Origin of the sequence: Bradyrhizobium sp. Pha-3 (genome assembly GCF_042258325.1) — a bacterium.
Lineage (GTDB): Bacteria > Pseudomonadota > Alphaproteobacteria > Rhizobiales > Xanthobacteraceae > Bradyrhizobium > Bradyrhizobium elkanii.
In genome coordinates, this window is the sequence record NZ_CP170151.1 from 1,197,991 (window position 1) to 1,213,067 (window position 15,077).

Consider the following 15,077-nt stretch of genomic DNA (forward strand, 5'->3'; position numbering starts at 1 on the left):
CGCGCCGGGCCATATGACGACGCTCAGCGAGGAAGAACTCGCCGACGTCAGTCTCGCCACCTTCCACCTCAATCTCATCGACGATGAAAGCGTCGGAGGCCGCGTGCTGCTCGCGCGGGGATGCGGTGGTTGCCGTGGCTGCGGAGGCGCCAGAGCTTGCGGAGGCTGCAGGGGTTGCGGAGGATGCAGGGCCTGCAGAGGCTGCCGCTGCGGTGTCGGTTGCGGTGGATGTGGCGGCTGCGGCGTTGGTTGGATCGGCGTAGGCGTGCCATTGGTCTCATGCGCAGGCTGCTGTGCATCCTGGGGCCGCTGCCGCTGGTGCTAGCGCTCACTGGCTGGGCGTCGACACGTCGCGATTTTATTGGCCGGGCGCCCGAACGACCCGGCCAATTTTTTGCTTTCGCTATACATTCGCCGCGCCTGGCTGATCAGCTTGCCGATGGTGGACGAGTGTGATCCAAATTGCTCGCAGAATGCCGGTGGCCGAACGCGGCGCACAAGCCGCGCGATGCCAATGGTCGGCCCCGCGCCGGCGATCGGAAGTGACAGCAACAGGATCAGCGTGCCGCCCCGATGACAGTCAATGGCAAGAGCCGCATCGCGAGGCAGAGCCGCAAGGGCATTTTGCGATTCGCGCCGAACTTCACCGCTTATGTGATTCCTCCCGATGTGGTCTGCCTCTATTCCGAGAACCGCAAATTCTTCCTGCACGGTGATCTCTATTGTGCGGTGGCCGCGGCGATCGGCAAAAATGGTAAGGCTGCACCAGAGATCGTTCGCCAGCTCTCAAAGAGTTTTCCCGCCGACAAGATCGAGGAAGCGATCAGGCGGCTGCTAGAGCGCCGATATGTCGTAAGCGGAGCGCCGCACGCGTTCGCAGGCGCCGTCGATGGATATTGGGCGAGTCTCGGCCTCCCTCCCGAGGTCGCAAAACAGAATCTCCGCGATTGCCCCGTGCGGGTCGAAGCGATCGATGTCAAAGGCGCCAACGAACTTGCCGCGGCCTTGAGCAAGCTCGGTGTTCGGATCACCAAGCGGTCGCCCAAGCTCACGATCACACTGGCGAACGACTATCTTGACCGGCGGCTCGTCGAATTGAACGGAAAGCGCTTTGGCGATGGGACGCCCTGGCTGCTGGCGCAGCCGTCCGGCGTGTTTCCGCTGGTGGGACCCGTGTTCAAGCCGGGCGAGAGCGCCTGCTGGACTTGCCTGTTCGATCGCATGATACGCAATCGGGAGATCAAGGGATTTCTCGATCGCAGAGCGGCGCAGGTGGTCGCCGTATCGCCCCTGGTCGGCGACGCCGTCGGACAGATCGGCATCCACTTCGCTGCTGTTGAAATCGCAAAAGCGATTGCCTCGGGATTTCGTACCGATCTGCGCGATCACATCGCAAGCTTCGACCTGACCGGTGCCGTCATTGCCAAGCATTACGTCGCGCGACGCCCGCAGTGTCCTACCTGTGGCAGCAGAAAGCTGCAGAGTCCGCGCCGGGCGGCAGCGCCGATCGAGATCGCGGAGGGCGGAAAGCTCGTCATGACCAGCGGCGGTTACCGCGCCGTGACGTCGCGAGCCACCGTTGCACGGTTCCGCAAGCACGTCAGTCCGCTGACCGGCGTCGTCTCGCGGCTTGAGCGGATCGAGGCCGATCTGCCGATGAACACGAATTTTTTCGCCTACCACAATTTCTCGGCGCCGGCCTGGAACGTCGACCAACTCAGATCCGGATTAAGCGGCGGCAGCTTCGGCAAGGGCTCCACAGCCGAGCAGGGCGAGGCAAGCGCGTTGATGGAGGCGATCGAGCGCTATTCGGGTATTTTCCAGGGGGACGAGATCAGGACGAAGCGCCGCTTTGTCGATTTCGCTCCCGGCGACGCTCTTCTTCCCAACGAAGTACAGCTTTTCAGCGACGCGCAGTTCCAAAGCAGACATACCTCGCAGCCGGACGATTCACATCTGGTGCCTGAGCCGCTCGATCCCTCGACCAAGACGGAGTGGTCGCCGGTCTGGTCGTTACGCGACAAGCGTTTCAAACATCTTCCAACGGGCCTCTTGTACTTCTTCTATGGCGGCTTCCACACGGATTCCAACGGATGCGCGGCCGGCAACACCCGGGAGGAAGCCATCGTTCAAGGCTTCCTCGAACTGGTCGAGCGCGACGCCTACGCGATCTGGTGGTACAACCGGCTGCAACGTGCAGAAGTCGACCTCGCGCAATTCGAAGATCCCTATGTGCGGGATCTGCAAGCCCAGCTTGCCGATGCGGGGCGCAGGCTTTGGGTGCTCGACATCACCAGCGATCTCGGCATTCCCTCTTACGTGGCGATCATCCATTGGACGCAGAACGGGCACGAAAATATCGAATTCGGTTCCGGCTCGCATTTCGATCGCCGCATAGCCCTGCTGCGTTCCCTCACTGAGCTGACCCAGTTCATGTCGATTGGCATGATGGGCGGCGGAAGTGGCGAGAAGCCGACGCTGGACGGTGTCACGCCGCTGCGGCTGGACGATTATCCGTTCCTGATCCCCAGCGACAATCCGATCGTGCCGTCGGCGCCGAGCCTCAAGGTTCACGACAACGCGCGCGACCAGGTCAATGCCTGCATCGAGATTGCCACCGGCGCGGGATTTGATTTCCTCGTGCTCGACCAGACGCGGCCCGATGTCCAGGTGCCCGTCGTCAGAGTGCTCGTTCCGGGGTTGCGACATTTCTATCGCCGCTTCGCGCCCGGCCGACTTTACGATGTTCCGATGAAGCTCGGATTGCTGAATCGTCCGCGACTGGAAAGCGAGCTCACGCCATTCCTTCCACACACCTGAAGGCTGGCTCGTTGCGCAACTTCCGGAAAACGAAGCTCAGGAAGATCGCACCCGTCATCGTCGCCCGATTGAACGGTCGTTGCTCCCTTCACATGCAGGCGGACGGAAGCATCGCTGCAGGCTTGGGCGGCTACTCGATCAATCTGGGACAATTCAGTGCGGCAGCGGTCGACCGTGCGGGACATCTCACCAGCGGCCTGCCGCTCACCTCCTTTGCGGGTAAAGGCGTCCTCGCGAGGCAGGTTCATGCCCTCGTGCGGCGACTGGCAGGGCATGGATTTCTCGAATACCGCTTATACTCTCCGCGTGACGAGCAAGACCTCGTGGTCATCGAGCCGCAGGTCGCCGAATACTGGCCACAACGCGCAAAGCTGGGGAACGGTGATACCATTGTGTTGTCGCGCTTCGCCTATCTGCGCCGGCGCGGCAGCGAGATGGTGCTGGAATCGCCGCGCGCCGGCGCGCTGTTTCGGATTTTCGATCCCGCCATCGCTGCCACCCTCGCTGCCCTGTCGCGGCCTCAGAAGATCAGCAAGCTTCGCCGCCATGCGGCCTCCGCGAACCTCGATCTGCTCGGATTGCTGATCGACAGCAACATGCTGATCAAGCTCAATGCGAAAGACGGCGACGGCCTTCGGGTGAATGAAGGCGACGGCAATCTCGTTCTCTGGGACTTCCACGATCTCGTGTTTCATACGAGGAGCACGGAGGGCCGGCACACCAATCCAGTTGGCGGCGCGTTCACCCATGCGGGCGTCGTTCCACCGCTACCCGCGGTGCGTCCGCCTTGGCCCGGCAAGAAGATCGACCTCGGCAAATTCTCCACGTCGGGGTCGGTCTCGCACTTCGCGAAGCTGTTGCGCGAACGCCATTCAATACGAGATTTCGACGACCAGCATCCGGTCACGCTCGCCGAGCTCGCGCAGTTTCTCGACACGACAGCCCGCGTGCTGTCGGAATGGAAGATCGGCCCAGATTTTGACGGCGATCCCGAGGTCACCTACAGCGCAAGACCCTATCCGTCGGCAGGCGGCGCGTACGAGCTGGAACTATACTTGGCGGTCTTGAACTGCGGGGAGCTTGCACGTGGACTTTACCACTATGACGCGGGCAGCCACGCGCTTGTCGCGATCGACGCCTCCGCCCAACAACTCCAAGCGCTTTCTACGGCGGCCGAGTTTGCCATGGACGCATCCGGTCCACCGCAGGTCTTGATCACGATCGCCGCGCGCTTTGGGCGGATCTCCTGGAAATACAGCTCAATCGCATATTCGCTGATCCTGAAGGACGTCGGCAACCTGATCCAGACGTTCTATCTGACGGCGACCGACATGGGCCTTGGTGGCTGCGCAATCGGCACCTGCAACATCGATCTGTTTGCAAAAATGACGGGGCTTGAATTCCACGTGGAGAGCCCGGTCGGTCAATTCGCGCTCGGGCGCGGCAGGAAACCGGCCCCCCTCTAGCCAGAGGGGAGGTCTTTCGAATGCTTACAGCTAGATCGCACGCGAATAGCGCCCCGGGGCGGGATTCGGCTTCGCCCTTCGGGCTACGCCGGGACGAGCCTTCGTGCGGATGGCTTGTCGGCTACGGCTGCGCTGAATGGTGCCCCTGGCCGGCAATCGCATACTATCATAATCAATTGAATTTACTGTGGTTTTTGTCGTGAATTGCTGCCGATACCAACCGAAATACCAACAGGGCGACGCCCGGTATAAATAAAAATACGGGCTCCTCGGCAACCAGCGCCGCCCATCCCGTTTGGTGCATCCGCCTGAAGGCGGAGCGCGCTCTCGCTGAATTGCCTTGAACGATCTTGGCTACCGCTCGTTCATGAGGTTCATTGTTCCGCGCGGACCAGTCCACCATTGAGAAACGCCCATGAAGAAAAAATTCGATCCTGCTCCCGTCGACAAGCTCGCGGTCGATCCCAAGAAGGCAATCGAGGCAGACATGAAGCAAACCAAGCTCGAGGAAGGTCTCGAAGAGACTTTTCCGGCCTCTGATCCTGTGAGCGAGACTCAACCGAAACCCTCAAGATACTGATCATTTGGCGACGCCTTCCCCAGTATCTGTTTCGACGCGGATCGCGACCGCTTCGGTAGTTTGAGCCCGCCAGGCAGCTAGATTGTGGAGGTACTTCTGGACAACCACATAGCTGCCGCCGGCATAGTCCGGGTCTTCGTCGCCAACAAGAGTCGCGGCCGGAAGATCGAGACCATCGGGGTTCGCCGTGCCGTCCACGAACTCCAGCAAGTCCCGGCCGTCGAAATACCGGAAGCCAGCGACATCATCCACGGCGGTCACTGCGTCGCCGAAGGCCTCCCGGCGTCGATATCGCGGTGTGCCTGGTTCCCTTGATCTCCCTGAACGTAGTGAGCTCCTTTGGCTCCGGTTTGCCGGTGAGAGTCAGCCAGACGCGGTGACCGATTCCAACATTGGCGGTGAACGTCTCACTGTTGGCCCGCCCTCGGATATCCTTGATGAGATCGGTGGTCGAACCGACGGCGGCGCGAACCGCCTCAAGAGCCTGATCGCCAGGATCGATCGCTAGCACGAGAAAGGCCGCCGACGCGGTCATGGGCGCATCGATGTACTGGGGCTCGGAGTCGACAGCGCGATGCCGCGACTCCGAAGTCTGTGTTGTGCTGAACACGGTGATTGCGCCTCCCTCGTCGAACCAGGATCGTCCTTCAAGTCCGTTGCATACGCAACGTGTTGCTTGGGCGCAGTATCTGTCCGGACTTCGTCGGCAGATCAGCCGCTTGCTCCAATCTGGCGGAACATCTCATGTGGCGCAGTCGTGCCTTGACTCACTGAGTGCGGCTAGCGGGGTGCTCCACGCAAAGGTGATAGACAAATTGTCCATAACAACACAGACAGATTGTCCGCTGTCGTTCGATGCTCTTTCTGGAGCTGCCGGCATTGTTGCACACCGGAAATGGCACATCTATTGCTCGGAACGCCTTCGATCACGTCACGAAGTTGATCGTTTTCGCGATGACAGATATTCGAATACTCACCGCGGAGCCAGGAGCGATCGAATTGGCTATCTGCGCGCGTTGGCGCGTCAATTCATTTTCAATGCTTCGTACTTCCTTCGAGGAAGAGCTAAGATCATTGCAGCAATTTGCTGCCGATCGGAGCCTTGGCGTGCTGCTCGTCGCGAAAGCAGATGGTGCGCCGATAGGCGCCTGCCTTTTGGTTGAGTCCGAGTTCGAGCCGAACCACGATGTCGCACCATGGCTCGCAGGTCTGTTCGTTGTCCCCGAACATCGCAACGAAGGAGTGGGCTCCATCTTGGTGCGGGCGATTGAGGATCAAGCGCGCCAGCGCGGATTCTCGCGGTTAAACCTGTATACATCAGAGGCAACCGGCTTCTATGCGCGGCTCGGATGGTCAATCGTTGATCGCACCAACTGGAGGGGCGTCGATGCAACGCTCATGGTTCGGGATCTATGAAGCGATGTTATGAAGTCGCTCCCGGCCTCGGCTGTTGCACCGCCCTTCCTCCCTGGGCATCGACGATTCACCGATGGTTAGGTGTCTTGGATAGGCCTCCGATCCCAACTTGTCCGTCGCTGGGGACAAAATGTCTGCGTTAAGGGCGGTGATCGCGCTCTAATTCATTGAATTTGCGTCGTCTTGGGATTTGGCCTGCTCCTTGCTCTGGGAGCAACAGAGTCAATGATCGTATGGCCGCTCGGTCCGGGTTGATCCGGAGCGACCATCGTTTGAGGACCGTTAGATGGCGCTCGCTCGAGATCCCGATGGTCAATATGAGGTTCACCGTCATGGAATATATTTCGTGATGTACCATGATAGTGCCGAGGTCACGTGCATGATCGCGCGCAGAGCGCTCAACGTGATGCGCGTGCGATTTCATCCCATTCCGAGCGCCGAAGAACTCTTCCTCATGCGCCGATCGTGTATCGAACGTGCCGCCAGCGACAAGTTTGAAAATCGTCAGTCCAGCGTCACCGGCGTGGTCTCGCTCGATCGGTTCGACGTGGATTTTTGAGCCAAACTTAGTCTTATAAATGATGTTGCAACCCGACACAGCGGCCGCATTCTCTGCTCCGTCACAGGAAAATTCTCACGGCTCCGAAGCGCCTATGTCCACGGCGACCAGTTCCAGCTGGTGGTCGTTCGGAGTGCTCTCGGGCGCTTTCAGAGCCAATCCAACTTCCCGATCGGCAAAATACCTGCTGTGGCTTGCGTGCGGCAGCGAAGTTGAGACCTGCGCGGCATTGCAAGACGGGTACGGCAATCAACCCTGGATACCGGGGAGGTTGCAATGATCGTACGCTCCAAGCCCGGCTTTTGGGACGTCGCGTTTGCCGTCAACGGCTCGATCTTGCCGCGGATTGCGCCGCATCTGGTGGCGATTGCACTGATCAGTGTGTTCGCGATCTTTGCTGCCATGGAGCATCCGGGGATTTTCGCACGCATCAGTGCAGTTCCGTTCACGTTGATCGGCATCGCGCTGTCGGTCTTCATGAGCTTCCGAAACAGCACGTGTTACGCCCGCTGGTGGGAGGGACGCGAACTCTGGGGCAAGCTGATTATCGCCTGCCGCTCGTTCGCACGTCAGACTTCCACCCTCGAAGACGACGACCGGCGTGTCCTGCTCCGCGGCTTGTGCGGCTTTTGCTCCGGACTAACAGCGCGCCTGCGGGGTGAGGACGAGGTGGCGGCGATCGAGCCATGGAACGAGATCGGCGCCGGTTCAGGTAGCCCCAACCCGACCAATGCCATGCTTAGCCAGATCGGGCTGCACTGCTTGATGCTGATGAAACGCAACCGGATCGAACCAATTCACTATGCGGTCCTGGAAGGTCAGCTCACCGCTCTCTCCGACGTGCAAGGCGGGTGCGAGCGCATCGCGTCAACTCCAGTGCCATTCGCTTATTCGCTGCTGCTGCATAGGACCGCACTGATCTTCTGTGTGACGTTGCCGTTCGCGCTTGCCGGATCGCTCGATTGGTGGACGCTGCTGCCCGTACTGCTCGTCGCCTACACTTTTTTCGGCCTCGATGCGCTCGGCCATCAGCTTGAGTCTCCGTTTGGGTTGGAGCCAAATGCCCTTCCGCTTGACGCAATGCGGCGAGCGATCGAACGCGAGATGCTTGCTCTGCTCGGAGAGCGTGATTTGCCGGCTCCGATAAAGCCTCGCCAGAATATGCTGATGTAACTCCCGTAGGCTGCCGAGAGGAGCGGACCCTGGCCGCGTTAACGGCTCAGTGCGGGGTTGCAGCGGGTCGCCAGGAAAGATCGTTGGACCAAACATAGATGGCTATGGCTGCCAGGCACAAGGCGATGCCAACCCAGAAGATGGGCGAGTGATGAATCGGTCGTCGGCCTCTCGGATCGCGCTTCATCTGATCTCCCCAGTAGCACGAATAATCTACGAAGCGTCCTTGCGCATGAACGCGGTGCCTCAACGTTCGGGAAAGTAAACGAAGGCGTTGGTGAAGTCATTCGCCATCGCGTTCGTCATGCCGTCCATTGTGCCAACCAAACGTCGGTGCCGTCGAATGCATTCCGACGTCGACGGCGAGTCGATGCGGCAATGGTGTCGAGGCCGCCGCCCCAGGCGTTGCATCATGGAGATCAAGCCGCGGCCGGAAGCGCATGCCGCAATCTGCCGCGGCGGACAACTTGGCCAAATCTGTCGTGACAAATTGTCCATCGCCGCTGGCCCGCGCCGCCTAACTCATTGATATGACGATGCACTCAGGCTGGCACGCCTGTTGCTAACCTCTCCTCGATGCACGTTTCACGGTTAGGCAAAAGAAGGAGATAGAAATGAACTGGGATCGCATCGAAGGAAACTGGAAGGCTGCAAAGGGCGCACTCAAGGCAACATGGGGCAAGCTGACCGACAACGACATTGACATCATCAATGGCGACAGGGAGCGGCTGGAGGGCAAGCTGCAAGGTCTCTACGGCATTGACAAGAACCAGGTCCGCAAAGAGGTCGACAAGTGGGCCAGGGAAGCAAATTGGGATTGATCCTGATTGAGTGACCCCCGGCGGATCGACGGCTGCTGCGAGGCAGCATCGACTCCCGATTTACATTCATCGTCTGCACCGGACGATCACAGCGGATCGCAAAGCTGCGCAGAGCCTGGGTCGGCGAAGCCCGGCCTCAAGAGTCTCCTGGACTGCTGCGATTTGTGCCCCGGCGAGAGCACCAGCCAGGACAGGATACACAAGGAGATACAATGTCCAAGGATCACGACAAGGCGTCACACGGATCGCAGGACGCGCGACGTCACAAGATCGATCATCAAACGCGCAACGAGTGGCTTCACAGAGACGCCGGCCTCCAGGATGCGTGGCGCGCATCCGGCATGACGCGTGATGACTTCATCCGGCACAACGAAGGCATGATCGACAAGGTGATCGTCGCTAGCCTCGACCAGGATCGATAAAGCAGCTGGTAGCACGGTCCAGCGTGTTGCGGGTGATCTTATTCAGGTCACCCCGCTGAAGACCCTACGGAAGATCTGACAATTGCGGAGTTGATTTATGTTGGACGGTAAGCCGCGCTTTAAGACGTATCATCATCCCGCTGGCGGTTGGGGTGCCGCCGCAGCGACCGCAAAGATTCTTCTCGAGCAGAGTGTGGTGACGAAGGGATCCCGCGCGCTTTTGTCAATGAATCAACCCGGCGGGTTCAAGTGCTCAAGCTGTGCGTTTCCCGACGCGGAATGCAAGAAGACGCTCGACTTCTGCGAGAACGGCGCCAAGGCACTGGCGTTTGAGGCAACAAAGTTTCGAGTTACACGGGAGTTCTTTGAACGGCACACCGTCTCCGAACTCATGGAGCGGTCCGACTATTGGCTCGAGATGCAAGGACGCTTGACGGAGCCGATGCGCTATGACTCATCGTCGGATCGCTATGTGCCGTGCAACTGGGACGACGCGTTCGCGCTGATCGGTCAGCATCTGCGGTCTCTCGACACTCCCCACGAAGCGGAATTCTACACGTCCGGCCGTACGCCCAACGAAGCGGCGTTTCTCTATTCGATATTCGTCCGGGAGTTCGGGACGAACAATTTCCCCGACTGCTCGAACATGTGCCATGAGCCGACGAGTCGGGGCTTGCCACCCTCCATCGGTGTCGGAAAGGGCACCGTTGTCCTGGATGATTTCGAGCACGCTGAAGCGATATTCGTCATCGGGCAGAACACGGGCACGAACTCGCCTCGGATGATGAGCAATCTGGTCGAAGCGAGCAAGCGCGGGGTTCCGATCGTCGCCGTCAATCCGATGCCCGAACGTGCGTTGGTGCGCTTCGCTGATCCGCAAGATATCATCCAGATGGCGACCTTTGGCTCGACCAAGATTGCCAGCGAGTTCGTTCATGTCCGCATCGGAGGCGATCTTGCCCTCCTGAAGGGCATCATGAAAGTCATGTTCGAACGAGAGGAACGTGGCGAAAAGATCATCGACTGGGAGTTCATTCGTGAGCATACCGTCGGTCTGGATGCGGTCCGGGGCGACGCGCTGGCGCAGACATGGTCGGAATTGGAGCGAGTCTCAGGACTTGAGCAATCGCAAATCCGCCGCTGCGCCGAAATCTATATTCGCTCGCGCGCGACGATCATTTGCTACGGGATGGGCATTACACAGCATCAGGAGGGATCGCGGCTGGTGCAGCAGTTGGTCAATCTGCTCCTGCTCAAAGGCAATTTCGGCAAGCCGGGCGCCGGAATTTCACCCATTCGGGGTCATTCCAACGTGCAGGGAGATCGCACTGTCGGTATCGACGAACAGCCGAGCCAGGACTATCTCGATCGCGTTCGCGATGTTTTTGGGTTCGAACCTCCGCGCGAACATGGTCATCATACCATTGAATCGGTCGCCGCGATGCAGGCGGGGACGGCGAAGGTTTTCATCGGTCTCGGTGGCAATTTTGTGCGCGCGGTACCCGATACCGAACGATCATACGCAGCGATGCGAAAGCTTGCGCTGACGGTCGCAATCACGACCAAGCTGAATCGTGGCCATCTGGTTCACGGTCGTGACGCCTTGATGCTGCCTGTCATCGCGCGCTCGGAAATCATCCAGACGGCAGCCGGCGAGCAATTCGTGACGATCGAGGACTCGATGTCGAATGTCACGGCGTCTCGCGGCGTGTTGTCGCCGGCGAGCCCGCATCTTCTGCCCGAGGTGGAAATCGTCTGCCGCATCGCGCAGGCGACGTTGCCGAACAGCAAGGTCGACTGGAAGAGGTATAGCGAGGATTACGGCTTGATCCGCGACAAGATCGCGGAGGTCTATCCGGAGATCTACAGCGACTTCTCCGAGCGCATCGAAAGCCCGAGAGGTTTTCACCTCGACGTGCCGCCGCGCGAACTGGTGTGGCCGACGCCGAATGGCAAGGCGAACTTTCTGCTTCTGCCGGGGCTGGAAGTGAACGCATCCGTTTCGGATCCCGACATGCTGCGACTGGCAACCATTCGCTCGCACGATCAATTCAACACGACGATCTACAGCAACAACGACCGCTACCGCGGTGTCTACAATGATCGAATGGTTCTCTTCATGAACGCCGAGGATCGAGCGGCGCGAGGGCTCGAGGACGGCTCCAGCATTGCGCTCGAGACGATCAGCGATGATGGCATACAGCGGCGCGTGAGCGGATTGAAGGTGCTGGATTATCCGATGTCGCGCGGATCGGTTGCGGGATATTACCCCGAGCTCAATCCGCTGCTGCCTCTCGACTACTACGACAAGATCAGCGGGACGCCCGCAGCCAAGTCCATTCCGGTACGTGTTGTTGCCGCTTAATCGGCCGGATGCCGGTGCGAAGTGCCGGGACTCATATCCTGAAGCAAGGAGGGGACATTGCTGGACAATCTCGATGCGGTGATTCTGGCGCGTGCCCAGTTTGCGTTCACCGTCTCGTTCCATTTCATATTTCCGTCGTTCTCGATCGGGCTTGCGAGCTATCTGATGGTGCTCGAGGCGTTGTGGCTGAAGACGGGGCAGGGCGTCTATGCCAACCTGTTTCGCTACTGGCTGAAGATCTTCGCCGTTGTGTTCGGGATGGGTGTCGTCTCGGGGGTGGTGCTCTCGTATCAGTTCGGTACGAATTGGTCGGTATTCTCCACGCGGGCGGGACCGATCATCGGGCCGCTCATGGCTTATGAGGTGATGACGGCCTTCTTTCTGGAGGCGGGCTTCCTCGGCGTCATGCTGTTCGGCATGAGCAAGGTCGGCAAAGGTCTTCATTTCTTCGCAACGTGCATGGTCGCGCTCGGGACGCTGATCTCTGCAACCTGGATCATTGCCGTGAACAGTTGGATGCAGACGCCAGCGGGATTTGCGATCAATGCGAAGGACCAGTTCGTGCCCGCCGGATCGTGGATCCCGATCATCTTTACTGCGAGTTTTCCGTATCGCCTCGTCCACACAGTGATCGCGGCCTATCTGACGACGGCGTTCGTGGTTGGCGGTGTGGGCGCCTGGCATTTGCTGCGGGACCGCACCAATGCCGGCGCGCGCAAGATGTTTTCGATGGCGATGTGGATGGCCGCGATCGTGACCCCGATCCAGATCCTCGCGGGTGACGCTCATGGGCTCAACACGTTGGAGCAACAGCCCGCCAAGGTTCTGGCCATGGAAGGGCACTACGAACCCAGTCCCGATGGCGCGTCGCTGATCCTCTTCGGCTTCCCCAGCAACGAGGCAGCGCAGGTCCGTTACAAGCTCGAGGTGCCGCGCCTGGGATCGCTGATCCTCAAGCACGATCCGGATGCACCCCTGCCGGGGCTCAGCGACTTCCCCAGGGATCAATGGCCGCCGGTGCCGATCGTGTTCTGGTCGTTCCGGATCATGGTCGGCCTTGGATTTGCGATGCTCGCTGTCGGTCTCTGGAGCCTGCTCGCGCGCTTCCGGGGAATGCTCTACGACTGGGCCTGGTTGCATCGCGCCTGTGTCGCGCTCGGACCGGCCGGCTTTGTCGCCGTGATCGCTGGATGGGTGACGACGGAGGTCGGTCGGCAGCCGTTCACCGTCTACGGGCTGTTGCGAACGGCGGAATCGCACTCGCCGCTGGCGGCGCCGGCTGTGGCAGCCTCGCTTGTCGCTTTCGTGCTGGTGTACTTCGCAGCCTTCGGCGCCGGCACCTATTATCTCCTGCGCCTGATGGCGAAGCCGCCCGCTCCGGGCGAGAAAGAGCCGCCCAAGGTACCGCAGCGCGCCGCAGGTATTACCCCGGCGGGCAGCGTCGGCGTGCCTCTGACCGCGGCGGAGTGAGGCCTATGTACAGCATCGACCTTACCACCTTCTGGGCTGCCATTATCGGTTTTGCGGTGATGGCTTACGTCGTCATGGACGGGTTCGACCTCGGCATCGGAATTCTGTTCCCGAGCTTCGCGGTCGGCGACGAGCGCGACCAGGCCATGAATTCGATCGCGCCGGTCTGGGATGGCAACGAGACGTGGCTGGTGATGGGTGGCGGCGGCCTGCTGGCGGCGTTTCCGCTCGCCTATGCGATCATCCTTCCGGCCACCTATCCGTTGATGGTCGCCATGCTGCTTGGGCTCGTCTTCCGTGGCGTCGCCTTTGAGTTCCGCTGGCGCGATCCAGGGCATCGACCATTATGGGACATTGCGTTCTGGTTGGGCTCCCTGGTGGCCGCCTTTGCGCAAGGCGTGACTCTCGGGGCAATTCTGCAGGGTATCCACGTTGTCAACGATGCCTATGCCGGCGGCTGGCTCGACTGGCTAAGCCCATTCAGCATCCTGACCGGCGTCGCGGTTGTGATCGGCTATGCGCTGCTCGGCGCAACGTGGCTGATCTGGAAGACGGAGGGGACGAGCCAACGTCACGCGCGCCGTGCCGCCTTCTGGCTCGGCGCCGGTACGCTTCTGGCGCTGGGGGCCGTCAGCGCGGTGACGCCGTTTCTCGATTATGACTACTGGCGGCGATGGTTCGCAATGCCCGGCGTCTTGTTGACGGCCCAGGTGCCGCTGTTGGTGCTGATCAGCGCGGTAACTTTCTTCTGGAGTCTGAAGCGAGAGTTCGAGCGGCTGCCGTTCCTCATGGGGCTGGCACTCTTCCTGCTAAGCTTCATCGGGCTCGGAATCAGCATCTATCCTTACGCTGTTCCACGCGCGATTACGATCTGGGATGCCGCGGCACCAGTCGAAAGCCAACTGTTCATGCTGGTGGGCGCCTGCGTCATCATTCCACTGATCCTTGCCTACACCGGTTGGGCCTATTGGGTGTTTCGCGGCAAGGCAGGCATCGTGGGCTATCATTGATGCAGGCGCGGCTTCCGCTATGGCGCCGGCTCATGTGGATGGCCGCGATCTGGATCGCAAGCGTTGCGGCGCTTGGCTTCGTCGCGGGCGTGATCAGACTGTGGCTACGTTAATTCATCTCTCGTATCCGGTGAGCCGGCCCACCGCGCTGAGGTCATTTTGTCCGAACGATTCCGGACAAAATGACCTTCAAGCGACGTGGGCCGTCATTAACTCGTTGAAATCGCGACATTTGCAGTCTGGCACGTCGATTGCGTTGTCGTCGGTTGCAGGAACGTCGTCGTCTGCAACGCAGGGCCAGCCTGGGCTCGGCAGTAACAGGACGTACGGCCACGAACAATCTCTGGGCATTTCACTTATGACGCACACAACTGCACCGTCAGAGCCGCGGGGAGCGTTCACGGGGATATTGAGCGAGGCGCGCGCGAAGTGGGGCTGGTTCGTCGCCCTCGGCATTCTCTTTGTCCTGCTGGGCTTCGGTGCTGTCAGCAATCTGCTGTTGGCGACCGTCACGACGATCTTCTACATCGGCGCTCTGATGATCGTCGCGGGCATTTTCCAGATCATCCATGCGTTTGGCGTCGAGAGTTGGCGCGGGCGCTTCCTCTGGGGCTTGGGTGGCTTAACTTACGCCGTGGCCGGCACGACAATCATTCTGGATCCAGTGATCGCCTCGCTTGTTCTGACTCTGATGCTGGCCGTTTTCACGATCGCATCCGGTCTGATGCGCCTGCTGCTCGGCTTCAGAGCGAGGGACGACCGTGGCTGGGGCTGGCTATGTGCTTCCGGCTTGCTCACAGCGGTCGCGGGATTGGCGTTTCTTTTGGGATGGCCACTCAACAGTCTTTGGCTGCTTGGCTTGCTGTTGTCGGTCGACCTCGTCTTCCAGGGCTGTGCGCTGATTGGCCTCGGCTTGCAGCTTCGCAGTACACGGTAGATGGCCGGCTTCGTGGCCTGGAAAACGGCTCGACCCGA

General features: G+C 60.1%; 16 protein-coding genes. 13 read left to right on the plus strand and 3 right to left on the minus strand.

Features of this window, described 5'->3' with window-relative positions:
* Positions 1–321 precede the first annotated feature (321 nt).
* Positions 322–711 (minus strand): hypothetical protein, encoded by a 390-nt coding sequence (locus ACE10X_RS05690; protein WP_375764679.1) that lies wholly within the window; start codon positions 709–711, stop codon positions 322–324.
* Here ACE10X_RS05690 and ACE10X_RS05695 point away from each other — a divergent pair.
* The 3 genes from ACE10X_RS05695 to ACE10X_RS05705 all read left to right on the plus strand — a co-directional run bounded on the left by ACE10X_RS05695 (position 625) and on the right by ACE10X_RS05705 (position 4,866).
* Positions 625–2,820, plus strand: coding sequence for a TOMM precursor leader peptide-binding protein (locus ACE10X_RS05695; RefSeq protein WP_375764568.1), 2,196 nt, complete (start codon positions 625–627; stop codon positions 2,818–2,820). The genes ACE10X_RS05690 and ACE10X_RS05695 overlap by 87 nt on opposite strands.
* A 92-nt stretch (positions 2,821–2,912) precedes the next feature.
* Positions 2,913–4,286: a SagB family peptide dehydrogenase gene (locus tag ACE10X_RS05700; protein WP_375764569.1), complete on the plus strand. Its 1,374-nt coding sequence runs from the start codon at positions 2,913–2,915 to the stop codon at positions 4,284–4,286.
* Positions 4,287–4,701: 415 nt separating this feature from the next.
* Complete coding sequence (locus ACE10X_RS05705) at positions 4,702–4,866, plus strand: hypothetical protein (protein WP_162832446.1); 165 nt, start codon at positions 4,702–4,704, stop codon at positions 4,864–4,866.
* Here ACE10X_RS05705 and ACE10X_RS05710 read toward each other — a convergent pair whose 3' ends face one another.
* Together ACE10X_RS05710 and ACE10X_RS05715 are read right to left on the minus strand one after the other, a co-directional pair.
* Positions 4,867–5,127: a Dyp-type peroxidase domain-containing protein gene (locus ACE10X_RS05710; RefSeq protein ID WP_051003257.1), complete on the minus strand. Its 261-nt coding sequence runs from the start codon at positions 5,125–5,127 to the stop codon at positions 4,867–4,869. It lies immediately after the preceding gene.
* Positions 5,111–5,401 carry a Dyp-type peroxidase domain-containing protein gene (locus ACE10X_RS05715; protein WP_202948942.1) on the minus strand — a complete coding sequence of 97 codons (291 nt, stop codon included), beginning with the start codon at positions 5,399–5,401 and terminating at the stop codon, positions 5,111–5,113. The genes ACE10X_RS05710 and ACE10X_RS05715 overlap by 17 nt, the downstream gene beginning before the upstream one ends.
* Before the next feature lie 320 nt (positions 5,402–5,721).
* On the opposite strand from ACE10X_RS05715, the gene ACE10X_RS05720 reads away from it, so the two are divergent.
* From ACE10X_RS05720 to ACE10X_RS05765, 10 genes are all read left to right on the plus strand, one after another.
* Positions 5,722–6,282 carry a GNAT family N-acetyltransferase gene (locus ACE10X_RS05720; protein ID WP_080583560.1) on the plus strand — a complete coding sequence of 187 codons (561 nt, stop codon included), beginning with the start codon at positions 5,722–5,724 and terminating at the stop codon, positions 6,280–6,282.
* Positions 6,283–6,568: 286 nt separating this feature from the next.
* Positions 6,569–6,841, plus strand: a complete 273-nt coding sequence (locus tag ACE10X_RS05725; RefSeq protein WP_080583559.1) for a DUF1488 family protein — start codon at positions 6,569–6,571, stop codon at positions 6,839–6,841.
* Positions 6,842–7,117: 276 nt separating this feature from the next.
* Positions 7,118–8,014 (plus strand): bestrophin family protein, encoded by an 897-nt coding sequence (locus ACE10X_RS05730; RefSeq protein WP_375764081.1) that lies wholly within the window; start codon positions 7,118–7,120, stop codon positions 8,012–8,014.
* Between the two features lie 614 nt (positions 8,015–8,628).
* Positions 8,629–8,835, plus strand: a complete 207-nt coding sequence (locus ACE10X_RS05735) for a CsbD family protein (RefSeq protein ID WP_038387865.1) — start codon at positions 8,629–8,631, stop codon at positions 8,833–8,835.
* A gap of 212 nt (positions 8,836–9,047) precedes the next feature.
* A complete protein-coding gene (locus tag ACE10X_RS05740) occupies positions 9,048–9,257 on the plus strand; it encodes a hypothetical protein (RefSeq protein WP_038387864.1) in 210 nt (69 codons plus the stop codon).
* A 97-nt stretch (positions 9,258–9,354) separates the two neighbouring features.
* Complete coding sequence (locus ACE10X_RS05745; RefSeq protein ID WP_038387863.1) at positions 9,355–11,622, plus strand: FdhF/YdeP family oxidoreductase; 2,268 nt, start codon at positions 9,355–9,357, stop codon at positions 11,620–11,622.
* 57 nt (positions 11,623–11,679) lie between these two features.
* On the plus strand, positions 11,680–13,092 hold the full coding sequence (locus tag ACE10X_RS05750) for a cytochrome ubiquinol oxidase subunit I (protein ID WP_038387862.1): 1,413 nt from the start codon (positions 11,680–11,682) through the stop codon (positions 13,090–13,092).
* A 5-nt stretch (positions 13,093–13,097) separates the two neighbouring features.
* Positions 13,098–14,102: a cytochrome d ubiquinol oxidase subunit II gene (gene cydB, locus ACE10X_RS05755; protein WP_038387861.1), complete on the plus strand. Its 1,005-nt coding sequence runs from the start codon at positions 13,098–13,100 to the stop codon at positions 14,100–14,102.
* A 38-nt stretch (positions 14,103–14,140) separates the two neighbouring features.
* The gene (locus ACE10X_RS05760; protein ID WP_244435997.1) at positions 14,141–14,215 is read left to right on the plus strand and encodes a hypothetical protein; all 75 of its coding nucleotides are present in this window, start codon (positions 14,141–14,143) and stop codon (positions 14,213–14,215) included.
* 296 nt (positions 14,216–14,511) lie between these two features.
* The gene (locus ACE10X_RS05765) at positions 14,512–15,039 is read left to right on the plus strand and encodes an HdeD family acid-resistance protein (RefSeq protein WP_244435996.1); all 528 of its coding nucleotides are present in this window, start codon (positions 14,512–14,514) and stop codon (positions 15,037–15,039) included.
* The last annotated feature ends 38 nt before the right edge of the window (positions 15,040–15,077 follow it).